Origin of the sequence: Paenibacillus sp. FSL W8-0186 (assembly GCF_037969765.1) — a bacterium.
GTDB classification, from domain to species: domain Bacteria; phylum Bacillota; class Bacilli; order Paenibacillales; family Paenibacillaceae; genus Fontibacillus; species Fontibacillus woosongensis.
This window is the reverse complement of sequence record NZ_CP150207.1, coordinates 4,765,222-4,778,271: the sequence shown is the minus strand read 5'-3', so window position 1 is coordinate 4,778,271 and position 13,050 is coordinate 4,765,222. Positions and strand designations below refer to the sequence as shown.

The 13,050-nt window shown below is 52.7% G+C and carries 10 protein-coding genes; 6 read left to right on the top strand and 4 right to left on the bottom strand.

What is annotated here, in order from left to right; all coding sequences use genetic code 11:
* The first annotated feature begins 148 nt into the window (after nt 1-148).
* The 4 genes from MKX50_RS21460 (at nt 149) to MKX50_RS21445 (ending at nt 5,886) form a co-directional block, all read left to right on the top strand.
* Nucleotides 149-2,350: a discoidin domain-containing protein gene (locus MKX50_RS21460; protein ID WP_213593918.1), complete on the top strand. Its 2,202-nt coding sequence runs from the start codon at nt 149-151 to the stop codon at nt 2,348-2,350.
* Nucleotides 2,351-3,295: 945 nt separating this feature from the next.
* Entirely contained in the window at nt 3,296-3,736 is a 441-nt protein-coding gene (locus MKX50_RS21455) for a MarR family transcriptional regulator (protein ID WP_213593916.1), read from the top strand.
* Between the two features lie 51 nt (nt 3,737-3,787).
* Nucleotides 3,788-4,759, top strand: coding sequence for a ring-cleaving dioxygenase (locus MKX50_RS21450; RefSeq protein WP_213594073.1), 972 nt, complete (start codon nt 3,788-3,790; stop codon nt 4,757-4,759).
* Nucleotides 4,760-4,992: 233 nt separating this feature from the next.
* Nucleotides 4,993-5,886, top strand: coding sequence for an SDR family oxidoreductase (locus tag MKX50_RS21445; protein WP_213594071.1), 894 nt, complete (start codon nt 4,993-4,995; stop codon nt 5,884-5,886).
* Nucleotides 5,887-5,989: 103 nt separating this feature from the next.
* Here the strand turns inward: MKX50_RS21445 and MKX50_RS21440 are convergent, their stop codons facing one another.
* Entirely contained in the window at nt 5,990-6,415 is a 426-nt protein-coding gene (locus MKX50_RS21440; RefSeq protein ID WP_213593914.1) for a DUF2500 domain-containing protein, read from the bottom strand.
* Between the two features lie 460 nt (nt 6,416-6,875).
* Here MKX50_RS21440 and hflX point away from each other — a divergent pair, with 460 nt between their 5' ends.
* Nucleotides 6,876-8,147 carry a GTPase HflX gene (gene hflX, locus MKX50_RS21435; RefSeq protein ID WP_339157754.1) on the top strand — a complete coding sequence of 424 codons (1,272 nt, stop codon included), beginning with the start codon at nt 6,876-6,878 and terminating at the stop codon, nt 8,145-8,147.
* 71 nt (nt 8,148-8,218) lie between these two features.
* On the opposite strand, the gene MKX50_RS21430 is transcribed toward hflX, so the two are convergent.
* Nucleotides 8,219-9,796: an ATP-binding protein gene (locus tag MKX50_RS21430; protein WP_339157753.1), complete on the bottom strand. Its 1,578-nt coding sequence runs from the start codon at nt 9,794-9,796 to the stop codon at nt 8,219-8,221.
* Nucleotides 9,793-10,476 (bottom strand): response regulator transcription factor, encoded by a 684-nt coding sequence (locus tag MKX50_RS21425; RefSeq protein WP_213593908.1) that lies wholly within the window; start codon nt 10,474-10,476, stop codon nt 9,793-9,795. Before MKX50_RS21425 ends, MKX50_RS21430 begins: the two co-directional genes overlap by 4 nt.
* A gap of 188 nt (nt 10,477-10,664) precedes the next feature.
* On the opposite strand from MKX50_RS21425, the gene MKX50_RS21420 reads away from it, so the two are divergent.
* Nucleotides 10,665-11,597, top strand: coding sequence for a manganese-dependent inorganic pyrophosphatase (locus tag MKX50_RS21420; protein ID WP_213593906.1), 933 nt, complete (start codon nt 10,665-10,667; stop codon nt 11,595-11,597).
* Between the two features lie 135 nt (nt 11,598-11,732).
* On the opposite strand, the gene MKX50_RS21415 is transcribed toward MKX50_RS21420, so the two are convergent.
* Nucleotides 11,733-13,001 (bottom strand): MFS transporter, encoded by a 1,269-nt coding sequence (locus tag MKX50_RS21415; RefSeq protein WP_213593905.1) that lies wholly within the window; start codon nt 12,999-13,001, stop codon nt 11,733-11,735.
* Nucleotides 13,002-13,050: the final 49 nt, after the last annotated feature.

The following is a 13,050-nucleotide window of genomic DNA, read 5'->3' as shown; positions in this document are numbered from 1 at the left end:
AGGTGATGCCGGCTAACTTGGAAGCGCTTACTGAAGGGAGATGAGTTTAAGGAAACCAAGGAGGTGGTTGGGCTTCTGGACGAGGGCTGCAACAACGAATAGCAGGAGTACGTAAAGATAAAATGAGGTATGAGGAGGCGTCTTTACTATGACTAAGAAAATGATGTCGGTCATTGCAGCTTTAACGCTTGTTCTAGGTTTATCCTCCGTCAATCCGGGGGTTTCTCAGGCGGCTACGCCGATCAGTCAGGCGAATTCGACCATTTTTGGCCCGAATGTGTATGTATTTGATCCTTCCATGGCAGCTGCGGATATTCAGAACGTGGCAAATTCAATTTACAATATTCAGGAACAGAATCAGTTCGGCACGGAGCGGTACGCGCTCCTGTTCAAACCCGGGTCGTACAATGTGAACATTCGGGAGGGCTTTTATACGCATGTAGCGGGGCTCGGGCAGAACCCGGATGACGTGAATATTACCGGCGGGTTCAATGTGGATGCACAGTGGTTTAATGCCAATGCGACCCAGAACTTCTGGCGCTCCATTGAGAATATCAAAATCACGCCCTCCAATGGCAAGACACAGTGGGCCGTATCGCAGGCAGCGCCGATGAGACGGGTGCATATCGCTGGTTCGATGGACTTGTTCGACTTTGATCCTTATTGGAATGCAGGCTGGGCGAGCGGAGGCTATTTGGCCGATTCGATCATCGACGGTAAAATCGTGCCCGCTTCCCAGCAGCAGTGGTTCTCCAGAAACAGCCGGTACTCTGAATGGACAAACGGCGTTTGGAATATGGTGTTTGTAGGCGACAGCAATCCGCCGTCAGGCCATTTCCCTGATCCGCCGTATACGGTCGTCAACACAACGCCAATCATACGAGAGAAGCCTTATCTGTACATCAACAATGCAGGGCAATACCAAGTTTTCGTTCCAACGCTGCAGACGAACACGAAGGGCGCTACCTGGGCTAACGGCTCCACGCCGGGCACTTCGATTGCGATCGACCGATTCTATATCGCCAAGCCTGGCACCGCAACGGCCGCAAGCATCAATGCGGCGCTGAGCCAAGGCAAGCATTTGTTGTTCACTCCGGGCGTGTATCATTTGAATCAGACGATTCAAATCAACAATCCGAATACGGTCGTTCTCGGGATCGGCCTGCCTACGCTCATTCCGGACAATGGCGTTACCGCGATGAAAGTCGCTGACGTTGACGGGGTGAAAATAGCGGGGCTGTTATTCGATGCCGGCCCTGTCAATTCACCTACCTTGCTGCAGGTTGGCCCGAGCGGCAGCTCGCAGAGTCATGCGGTTAACCCGATCTCGCTCCACGATCTGTTCTTTAGAGTGGGAGGGGCTGGCGTTGGGAAGGCCGACATCAGCCTGGAGATTAACAGCAACCACGTCATTGGCGATCATTTCTGGATCTGGCGCGGAGACCATGGCGACGGCGTAGGCTGGAATACGAACGTTACGAAGAACGGGCTGGTCGTTAACGGGAATGACGTCACGATATATGGGCTGTTCGTAGAGCATTATCATCAATATCAGACGCTCTGGAACGGCAACAACGGCCGCACTTATTTTTATCAATCGGAAATCCCTTACGATGTGCCGAACCAATCCTCATGGATGAGCCATAATGGCACGGTTAACGGTTACGCCTCCTACAAAGTGGCGGATTCGGTGACGAACCATGAAGCCTGGGGGCTTGGGGTATATTCGTACTTCAGGGATGCAGCCGTCAAGGCCAAAAGCGCGATCGAAGTTCCGAATGTACCAGGCGTGAAACTCCACCATGCGACGACGATTTGGCTGAATGGCGTACCGGGCAGTGAAATTACGCATGTCATCAACGATATCGGCGGCCGGGTATATGCCAATTCTCCGGCTGGGGCAATGAGACAGACAGTAAATGAGTTTGCCGGTACGGGCAGCGGCGGCGGGACCGAAACGGCGCTCAGCCGGACAGGCTGGACGGCCAGCTCGGTACCTTCCAGCGGGGATGTGTCTGCGAATATGCTTGATGGCAACCCGTCCACACGCTGGAGCGCAGGGACAGCCATGGCTCCAGGACAATATCTCATCATCGACATGAAAGCTTCGAAGACGTTTAAGAAAATCGTTATGGACTCGACGGGCAGCAACGATGATTATGCCCGCGGCTACGAGATCTACGTCTCGAATGACGGCACGAACTGGGGCGGGGCCGTAGCGAGCGGCAGCGGCACAGGTGCGGTTATCACCGCCAGCTTCGGGCAGCAGACGGCCCGCTACATCAAGGTCGTGCAGACCGGAGCAGCCTCGAACTGGTGGTCGATCCACGAATTTAATGTCTATAACTAGAGGCTGGAGAGAAGCTTGAATTGAATAATACACGATTTGTTTGGAGGGGCTGCCCAAAGTCATCATCGATGGCTGAGGGGGGCCCTTTTCTCTCAGATGGCTTTCCGATTCGGTGGAATCGATTTTGCTAGCTTCCGCACACTGAGCTCATACACACATCATGCCGCAGACTAAATGGAATTCATGTATCTAATTATTCTCTAAACGTATGTTTCAGGGAATTAGATGGATATTATGCACCTAAAATCAAGAATCCGGCCTATAATGGACATTTTTCTTCTTCTAAGGACATGAAATCCATTTAAATCTGCTATCTCTTCTTTGCCGCTAAAACTAACTACTATAAATCCATTTAGATAAGCGGAACTATTAAAATGGGTGTAGGGAGAATACATAGAATGTTCCTGAGGGCGCTGCGGACCCCGATTTTTTGGATGTTATAGGTTCATAAAAAAGACGGAAATCCCGTCGCAAAGGCGACCACAAGCTTATGAAGTTTAAGCTGTTTTGAGGTGTTAGTTTATTCAGATTCCGTTCACTTTTTAACATGATCATGATCAAGGGAATAAGAGATGACTGTTCCCAGATGGTCAGGAGAAGTAACTAGATGTATTTCCTGCAGTTAGTTCATCGGTTTTGGCCTTATTAGTGGGAACTAATTGCAAAACCTACATTTAGTTTTAGGCTATTTCGGCGAATTCGCTCCATTCTGGCAAACTAACTGCATGTTTTGCATTTAGCGCATGTTTTTTTTATATAAGAGCATAACTAGCTGTATAAAATACATTCCGATTTTTGTACAGGGAAAGGGGTTTGACAACTCATCAGTTTAGATATAAACTGATAATAGCAACAGAGAACAACAACGTAGCCGACACACCAATCAATACCTTGATTCTATTTCATCTATACAACAACAGTTACTTTGAAAAGAGGTGATGGCCAATGGATGTGGATCGTCAGGAGGAACGTCTGGGGCTGCTTATATGGTATCGGTTATCCCGAATATATAATCAGAGTCTGCGGGCGTCGAACCAGCATTTGAAGGCTTGGGATTTAACAGCGGCGCAGTTTGATTGCCTGGTGCAAATCGGTTCGCATGAAGGCCTTACCCAACAGGAGCTGGCAGATAGGCTGCTCGTTACCAAAGGGAATATAACGCAGCTGCTCTCGAAGATGGAACAGCTGGGGTGGATTGAAAGGAAGCAATCCTGGAAGACGAAATCTTTGTTTTTGACCGAACAAGGCCGCAAGCTGTATAACGAGGCTGTTCCGGCACAGGAGCATTTTCAGGCATCGCATTTCGATGGCCTTGACCTGGAGGAGAAGAAGCAGCTCATTGCCTTGCTGCGGAAGGTTCAGCACGCTTCGCTGGAACAAGAATAGATCATACCAGCATGCTCAGATGCACAATCTACAAACATGGAGGGATCAATGATGCATTTTAAAGGAATTCACCACGTATCAGCCATTACCGCGAATGCTCAGCACAACTTTGAATTTTACACGAAGGTGCTGGGACTGCGTTTAGTCAAGAAGACCGTGAACCAGGACGATGTCTCTGTATATCATTTATTCTATGGTGATGGGAGGGGTAACCCGGGAACGGAGCTGACGTTCTTCGAAATTCCAATGGCAGGCCGCAACCGGGACGGGAATGACAGCATCTCGGCCATCTCCTTGCGAGTGCCGAACGATGCCGCATTGGCTTATTGGAGCAAAAGGCTGGACGAGCATGGCGTGGAGCATGGAGACATTACCGAGCGGGCAGGAAGAGCGACGCTGGCTTTCACCGATTTTGAAGGCCAAAGATTGATCCTCGTTTCCGACGAGCACAATGAGGGCGTTCAAGGCGGCATACCTTGGGAAAAAAGCGCCGTCCCTGCAGAGTACGGGATTACGGGCCTGGGTCCGGTGCAATTAACGGTAGCGAATGCCGCGCTAACGATTTCCGTGTTGACCGCATTGATGGGCTTCCGGAAGAAAGGACAATACCCGTCCAGCGTTCCTGGGCAGCCGGATATTCAAGTATTTGAGACCGGAGAAGGCGGGACAGGAGCTGAAGTGCATATTGAAGAGCGGAATGACCTGCCGAAGGAACGCCTTGGCCGCGGCGGCGTGCATCACGTGGCTTTCCGCGTAGAGAATGAGGAGGAGCTGCGCGCCTGGGTCACCCAGCTGAAAGCGGCGAGAATCGCTAGCTCCGGTTATGTGGACCGCTTCTACTTCCGGTCGCTGTATTTTAGAGAACCGAACGGCATATTGTTCGAGATCGCTACGGATGGCCCGGGCTTTGACACAGATGAGGATATCGAGCATTTAGGCGAATCCCTTGCTCTTCCGCCTTTTCTGGAAGCGAAGCGCGAGCAGATCGAGGCTCATCTGAAGCCGCTGGAAACCGTACAATAACTGTTGCTTATAAGCCTGATAAATAGATTATTAGCACGACCCAAGAGAGACCCGCGGGCATGGAAATCATGCTGTCAGAGGGTCTTTTTTTGCTTAGATTTCCTTCGTTCGTGATATAAGACAAAAGATGTCATATATACTGGGGTAACCTATAGAAGAAAACCGTACAAATCACCGGGAGGGAATGATTGAACATGAATACGAAACTGGAGAGGGATAGGCTGGACAGCTTAATGACGAGCGTAAACCGAAATTCTTTGCAAGGCAAGGTGGCCGTCGTGGCTGGTGCGACAAGAGGGGCTGGACGAGCAATAGCGGTGACGCTGGGAGCAGCAGGGGCTACCGTATACTGCACAGGGCGAAGCGTTCGCGGGAATCTATCCGATCTGCAGCGCTCCGAGACGATCGAGGATACGGCCGAACTGGTTTCGGCTTGCGGAGGCAAAGGAATCCCCGTCCGGACGGACCATACGGTGGAAGAAGAAGTGAAAGCCTTGTTTGAGCAGGTTCGCACAGAGCAGGAGGGGCGGTTGGACATTCTTGTGAATGATTTATGGGGCGGCGAGCATTTAACCGAGTGGGGCGTTCCCTTCTGGGAGTCCTCCTTGGCGAAGGGGCTGCTTATGCAGGAACGGGCGGTCAAAGGCCATATGATTACGAGCTACTATGGAGCGCCGTTAATGGTTGCACGGCAGTCGGGGCTCATCATTGAGGTTACAGATGGGATAAGCTACAACTATCGCGGCAATCTGTATTACAGCCTGGCCAAAATATCCCCGATCCACTTGGCAGCCGCCATGAACGAAGAGCTGCGCCCCTATCATGTGACTGCATTAGCGGTAACGCCGGGATTTCTGCGGTCGGAGCAAATGCTGGAGCATTTCGGCGTAGAAGAGGAAAATTGGCAGGACGCCATCGCCCAAGAGCCGCATTATGCCGAATCGGAAACGCCATATTTCCTGGCGCAAGGAATCGCCGCGCTCGCAGCCGATCCTCAGGCTGCTGCCAAAGCGGGAAGGGTATGGTCAAGCTGGAGCCTGTCCGACGAGTACGGCTACCGCGATATCGACGGCCGGAAGCCGCATTGGGGGAATTATGCCCAGGCTCAGGGGCTGCCGGTCAATTGATTTTCGTAAGCCTGCCTTAGTGATCGCAATCCGCTTGAGCTCACTTTGATCCCGAAATCATCGGAGGCGGGGCAGCTAGCCCCGCAATCCGGTTATAGTCATCCTAATAAGCTCTCTCCCGGCTTCTCTCCATACTTCGCTCAAAGGCGACAATCCATTCGCCCTGCACAAGAGCATATCCGGTATCGCCTTCGGCGACGAGCCCGTACAGGTTCTTGACGTCGAGATACTCTTTACGGCCTCCGTTATCGAATTGCAGGGTGATGTAATAGTGGGTCCGCGATGTAGAGGAGTGCATGTGATCGTCCGCATGATGGCTGGAATGATGCTCTACGTATGTGCGCTTGGATACGACGGTGGCAAAAACCGATTCTTGGGGCGAGCGCTTGTTTTGAACGTATTTGACTCCGTTTGAGATGAATACAGCGATGATTATTCCGAATATAATGATGAAAATAATGGGGAAAAGGGTGGATATGGTATTAAAAAAAGGGTCTCCTCCCATAGGTGAAAAACCGAAATCAGACATATGCAAGCCTCCTTCACAATATAAACGCAACTAAAATGCAAATGGTTTCGCTATATTGTTTTACTATTCCAAAATGGTCGGGCTTAGACGCTGCTCCGCAATTTTCTCTTCATTGTGCCCTTTTGCAAATTATGTTAATATGAAAATACTTCTTAACAAGAACGGAGGGTTCCCTGTGATTTACATTAAATTCCGTTTTACCACTTTGCGCGGCTAATTGAATAGTGCTCAAAGGCTCTGCCCTGTGCAGGGCAAACGGGATAGGTGTGCTATCATAAAGGGAATCTTTATAATAGAATATGCCGATCGTTGCTTGCTGTCCGCTGACGGTGAGCGCTATTTGCCGTAGGCGGGATGCCGCGGCAATCTTGTTTGCATGACACAGGGGGATGCCTGTGTCTTTTTTGTCATATCATAATTCAGTAACTCGGCATCGAATGCCGGAGGAGGTCATGCATATATGGAACAATTGCAGCAGAAAGCGATTCTAGTAGGAGTGAACCTGGATCATCAGGAGGACTTCGAATATTCCATGGAAGAGCTGGCGAATTTGACGGAGGCCTGCCACATTGAAGTTGCTGGCACGCTAACGCAAAATTTGCCCAAGATTAATAAATCCCACTACATCGGAACAGGCAAAATTAGCGAAGTCCGCGGACTAATTAAGGGGCAGGAGGCGAATCTCGTCATCTTCAACGATGAGCTGTCACCTTCGCAAATCCGCAATTTGGAGGCGGATCTCGAGTGCAAGGTCATCGACCGGACGGTGCTAATTCTTGATATTTTTGCCCAGCGGGCCAAGACGAGAGAGGCCCAGCTCCAGGTCGAGATCGCTCACATGAAATACATGCTGCCGCGCCTCGTCGGGATGAGGGAGTCCCTTGGCCGCCAGAGCGGCGGTGTAGGCACGAAGAACCGCGGGGCAGGGGAGACCCGGCTTGAGCTGGATCGCCGGCGGATCGAGGAGAAGATCACGGTGCTGAGCAAAGAGCTGGAGGAACTCGTAGCCCACCGCCAGACCCAGCGCAAGCAGCGCAAGAAGAAGGAGCTGCCCGTCGTGTCTTTGGTAGGGTATACCAATGCCGGCAAATCGACGATTATGAATGCGCTGATGGAACGGTACAACCCGGCGCAGGAGAAGCAGGTATTTGAGAAGGATATGCTGTTCGCCACACTGGAGACGTCGGTACGGAACATACCGCTGCCGGACAACAAGGCTTTTTTGCTTACAGATACGGTCGGCTTCGTCAGCAAGCTCCCGCATCATCTGGTCAAGGCGTTCCGCTCCACGCTGGAGGAAGTGGCGGAGGCCGATTTGCTGATCCACGTCGTCGATTTCAGCAACCCGGAATATGAGCGGCTAATCAAGATTACTAACGAAACCTTGAAGGATATCGGCATTACCGATCTTCCGGTGATCTATGCGTACAACAAGAGCGATTTGACCGATTATCCCGTACCGAAAGTAGAAGAAGACCGGATTTACATGGCCGCGAAGCCGCGAATCGGCATCGAGGAATTGGTGCAGTCCATCCGGACGGCGATTTTCAAGGATTATATCCGCTGTGAGATGCTGATCCCTTATGATCAGGGTGCGCTCGTATCCTATTTCAATGAGAATGCCAATATTGAATCCACCAGCTATGAGGCTGAAGGCACCAAGCTGACGATGGAATGCAGGTTGAGCGATTACAATAAATTCAAACAGTATGTGATTGAAGCGGATAGCTAGTAAAATAAACCCATCAACAAGGCCCGACAGACACTCCATGAGTGCTGCCCGGGCCTTGTGCCGGGTTCGGCTTAACTACGCAGCTCCCGCCTCGCATTCAACGGCAATCTTACCTCGAATGCGGTGCCTGCTCCGGGCTGGCTCATAACGCGAATTTCGCCGCTATGCGCTTCTACAATCGACTGGCTGATAGAGAGGCCAAGGCCAGCACCTCCTTGGCTTCGCGTCCGCGAAGCATCGCTGCGGTAGAAGCGGTCGAATACGTGCGGAAGGTGCTCGGGCGGGATGCCGCAGCCGTTGTCGCGAATGGACAGCACGGCTTCCTTCGGCGTAGCGGTCAGCGTGACGGTAATCAGGCCCTGCCCAGGATCGGTATGCTGCACCGCATTGCTGAACAGGTTGAGGATGACCTGTTTGATCGCGTTATCGTCATACATCCCCGTAACTCCTCCAGTCAGGACGAAGCGGGCCGTCCGCTCCTTGGCGAGCATTCGCAAATGGGGCTCCATCTCCGAAACGAGGGAATCCAGCCGCGTCTCCCGCAGCTCCAGCTCGGGCTGGCGGTCCAGCTTGGCGAGCAGCAGCAGATCCTCAACCAGCTTCTTCATGCGCGTCGATTCGCCAAGCATGCTCTTCAAGGAGGCCTGCAATTGCTCCGGATTTGCCGCCGCGCCGCGCAGAAGCACCTCCAGAAAGCCGTGGATGGAGGTGAGCGGCGTCCGCAGCTCATGCGAAGCATCCGCGATGAAGCGGCGCATTTGCTCCTTCGCTTCCCGCTCGCCTTCAAAGGAGATTTCGAGCCGCTCCAGCATTCCGTTAAACGACTGGGCGAGGGCGTCGATCTCCGTCTGTCCCTGCCTGGAAGGGAAGCGGATGCTCAGGTTGCCGGCATTGATCTCCTCGACGGTGCGAACCATGCGGTTCAGCGGATGCAGCGTCCGGCGCAGCAATGGCAGGTAGAGCATCAGACCGCAGGCCAGGGCAACCGCCGACAGGCCGGCGAACGTCAGCAGCTGGCGCAGGACGATACTCTGCAGCGGTGCGGTGTCCTTGCCGATCTGGATCAGACCGTATTGTGCACCGGGCCCTCCTGCGGGCCGGAAGACGACGAGCTGTTCCCGTCCGGTCTCATCCTGAACAACCTCATAGCCGCCGTGCACCCTATGCTCGAATTGCTCCAGGAGAGCGGCGTATTTCTCGGCAGACAACCGCGGCGAGACCATACCCGCAGCACCAGTCAGGTCTGTGAACATGCCGCTCTCTGAAATATAGGCGATCGACATGTCAGGCAGGAACAGCAGCGGCCGATCGCCGGAATTGTCCGAGCTGTTCTTCTCCACGGTCGAGGCCGCAGGGTCGGCGGGAACTGCAGGGGCTGCTTCCCCGCTGAACCCCTGCACGCGAATGTTCAAGCGCTCGGGACCGGCGCCGGGGATGCCGAAGAGCTCCTTCGGCAGTCCCCGCATTTGGAGCAACGTTTCCGCCTGGTTCTTGTACAGGAAATCCTTCATAATAACGTACTGCAGCGCGCCGATCAGCAAAAGCAGCGCCGCGAGCACGAGCAAAGAACGGGACAGCAGCTGGATCCGGAGAGAGCGAGGGGCTGCCGCGTTTCGGATGCGGCTCTGAATAAGCTTCAGCCTGCTCATATATCGACCCTGTACCCGGCTCCGCGCAGCGTCCGGATGAGACGATGCTCTTTATCCTGCAATTTATCGCGCAGCGACCTGATGTACACCTCGACGATATTTTCTTCGCCGCCGAAGTCATAGCCCCATACTTTGTCCAGAATGGTCGTCTTGCTCAGCACGATGCCGTGGTTGATGACGAGATATTTAAGCAGCTCGTACTCCGTGGGAGAGAGCTCGAGTACCTGATCATGGTAAAGGATTTCTTTCTTCTTGTCATTGACGCGGAACGGGCCGATCGCCACTTCGCCGATCAGCGCAGGGAATTGGTTGCGCAAACGGGCGGCGATGCGGGCCAGCAGCTCCTCGAAGCTGAACGGCTTGATGACGTAATCGTCGGCCCCGATCGTCAGTCCCTTTACCCGGTCTTCAACTTCATCTTTTGCCGTCAGCATAATAATGGAGGCGTGCAGGCCGCTTTTTCTCAGCATTCGGCAGACCTCCCAACCGTCCATGCCCGGCATCATCACGTCCAGAACAACGATATGCGGCTGGAATTCTGCGGCCAGATTCACCGCGCTTAGTCCGTCGTGCGCGCTCTGCACCTCATAACCTTCGTTGATGAGTCCGAGCTCCAGAAACTGAACGATGTGGGGCTCGTCATCGACGAGCAGAATTTTTATGCCTTTCAAGTGACTCATAGGTCGAAGCCTCCTCTTGTAGCGGACTGGCAGTTTAGTTGTTACTTATTATAGGGGATGTTGCTGAAAGTACGCTGAAAAAACGATTCCGATGTAAAATATTTGAATCTAGGACTCTATCATCTTGATTGTCCGAGGCCTTGTAGGATATACTTTTCTAAGCTAATGAGTAAAAGGAGAGTATTGAGATGGACAAAGTATTGATTTTCGGTCACAAAAATCCGGATACGGATACAATTTGCTCCGCCATCGCTTATGCGGACCTGAAAACCAAGCTGGGCTGGAATGTCGAAGCCGTCGCTCTGGGCAGCGCAAATGGGGAAACTCAGTTCGCTTTGGATCGTTTCGGTTTCACAGCTCCCCGCATTGTGGAGAGTGTAGCGGGCGAAGTGAAGGATGTCATTCTCGTTGACCACAATGAACGCCAGCAGAGCGTTGCGGATATCGATCAGGTGCGCGTGGCTGAAGTTATCGACCACCACAGAATCGCCAACTTTGAGACCAGCGGGCCGCTTTATTACCGCGCGGAGCCTGTCGGCTGCACGGCAACGATTCTGAACAAAATGTATAAAGAGAACGGCATCGAGGTTCCAGCGAATATTGCAGGCTTGATGCTGTCGGCGATCATTTCCGATTCCCTGCTGTTTAAATCCCCGACCTGCACCGAGCAGGACGTTGCGGCTGCTCGCGAGCTGGCTGCCATCGCCGGCGTGAACGCGGAAGAGTACGGGCTGGACATGCTCAAAGCGGGAGCGGATTTGAGCGACAAATCGATCGAGGATCTGATTTCCCTCGATGCGAAGGAATTTGAAATGGGCAGCTCCAAGGTAGAGATCGCCCAGGTTAACGCGGTTGACGTAAATGACGTATTGTCGCGCCAGTCCGAGCTGGAAGCAGCGCTGGCAGGCATCGTAGAGAAGAAAGGACTCGACCTGTTCCTCTTCGTCGTGACGGATATCCTGAACAACGACTCTGTGGGACTTGCTGTTGGTAAAGATGCTGCTGCGGTGGAAGAAGCTTACGGCGTTAAGCTCGTTGACAACAAAGCGGTGCTTAAGGGCGTAGTGTCCCGCAAATCGCAAATCGTACCGGTATTGACGGACATTTTCAACAAACGCTAATTTACGCAAAGAGCCCGGAGGCAGTATTCTGCCTCCGGGCTCTTTTTACATATTGATAATAAGTTTGCCATTATTGCCAGCATCGGTGCTGCGTCACTTTGCCGATTGCGGTTTAAAATAATAGAATGAGGAAGTTTAAACCGAATCCATGGCGGAGCCTGCATCCGCACCCAGCGGGTGAGGGTCAGGCTTGTGTTTGAAGATCGGGATAAGGATCAGTGCTCCGATCAGCATGACTACTCCCGAGACGGCATAAATCTCGACGAGCGGGAACGTTTTTTTCAGCAGACCGGCCAGGGACATCATGATAACCATCATCCCCATGAACATTGGACTGAGCACGCCGTTCACCCGGCCGACGTAAGACTGTTCGGTCCATTGGAGAATCAGCGTGTTGATGCCGATTTGGATGCATGGGAAGGTGAGGCCGTTGATGAATTGCAGCGTTAGCGTTAGCGGAATGCTGGTCGAGAAGCCCATTCCGGCGATACATACGGCGCTGACCGTCATTCCGAAGGCAAGCAGCAGCTGCGGCGCGATTTTTTTCGTCAGCGTCATGATCAGGATGCCGCCGAGAAGCATGGCGCCGCCGTTAACCATGAGCAGAAACTGCAGGAACTCTTTGGGCTGCCCCAATCTTTCGGTAACCACGAAGAGCCCCAGGGTTTGGATGGTACCGACGGCAAGGCCCGCAATCGCAAAGGTAGCGCCCAGCACTTTCAGGACTTTGCTGCGCCATACGTAGCGGAACCCGTCGGCCAGCTCCTGGCGGATGTTGGACGTGCGTTCCTCCTTGCGGTCTGGCTTCTCATCCGCAGGCAGGCGGAACATGACGAGGGCGGACAGCAGGAAGGCTACGCCCATAACGGCGATTGAATTTTCAATCCCGAATTGATGGTAAGCATAGATGCCGAGCCCAGGGCCGGCGATCATAAAGATGGCAATCAGCGATTGGAACAAGGCCATGCCTTGCTGCAATTGATCAGGGTGAACATGCTGCTTGAACAGCTTCATGACCGAAGGCTGTGAAAATTGCGAGAGGATTGCCGATACAAAGGTAGCCAGGTAGATCGTCTCCCAGGAACCGTACAGCAGCGTCAGCAGAACGACAAATACGGATATCGCGGACAGGAAATCACACCAGATGATCGTGCGCTTCGGCAGCCATCTGTCGGCAAAGGCCCCGCCGATAAAGGAAAATACAAAGATTGGCGCGAATTCAACAACGTAAATCAGTGAAATGGCCAGCGGATTCTCATTCGTCATATCTGTAACGAACATCAGGATGGCGAAATTCCTAACCCAAATTCCAATCTGCAGCAGGACATTTGAGATGAGAATGGTCTGGTAGAACCGATTGCGAAAAAGGCTTCCGTGATTCGAAGCTTGCCCAGCTATGGACATGATTTATCACCTCAAATATGGTTTCTCTTTAGGTGGGCACAGAACGCCC

Bases quoted from the DNA above. Each gene is read 5' to 3' on its own strand.
- MKX50_RS21460 (WP_213593918.1), top strand. From the start codon at position 149: ATGACTAAGAAAATGATGTCGGTCATTGCAGCTTTAACGCTTGTTCTA.
- MKX50_RS21455 (WP_213593916.1), top strand. From the start codon at position 3,296: ATGGATGTGGATCGTCAGGAGGAACGTCTGGGGCTGCTTATATGGTAT.
- MKX50_RS21450 (WP_213594073.1), top strand. From the start codon at position 3,788: ATGCATTTTAAAGGAATTCACCACGTATCAGCCATTACCGCGAATGCT.
- MKX50_RS21445 (WP_213594071.1), top strand. From the start codon at position 4,993: ATGACGAGCGTAAACCGAAATTCTTTGCAAGGCAAGGTGGCCGTCGTG.
- MKX50_RS21440 (WP_213593914.1), bottom strand. From the start codon at position 6,415: ATGTCTGATTTCGGTTTTTCACCTATGGGAGGAGACCCTTTTTTTAAT.
- hflX (WP_339157754.1), top strand. From the start codon at position 6,876: ATGGAACAATTGCAGCAGAAAGCGATTCTAGTAGGAGTGAACCTGGAT.
- MKX50_RS21430 (WP_339157753.1), bottom strand. From the start codon at position 9,796: ATGAGCAGGCTGAAGCTTATTCAGAGCCGCATCCGAAACGCGGCAGCC.
- MKX50_RS21425 (WP_213593908.1), bottom strand. From the start codon at position 10,476: ATGAGTCACTTGAAAGGCATAAAAATTCTGCTCGTCGATGACGAGCCC.
- MKX50_RS21420 (WP_213593906.1), top strand. From the start codon at position 10,665: ATGGACAAAGTATTGATTTTCGGTCACAAAAATCCGGATACGGATACA.
- MKX50_RS21415 (WP_213593905.1), bottom strand. From the start codon at position 13,001: ATGTCCATAGCTGGGCAAGCTTCGAATCACGGAAGCCTTTTTCGCAAT.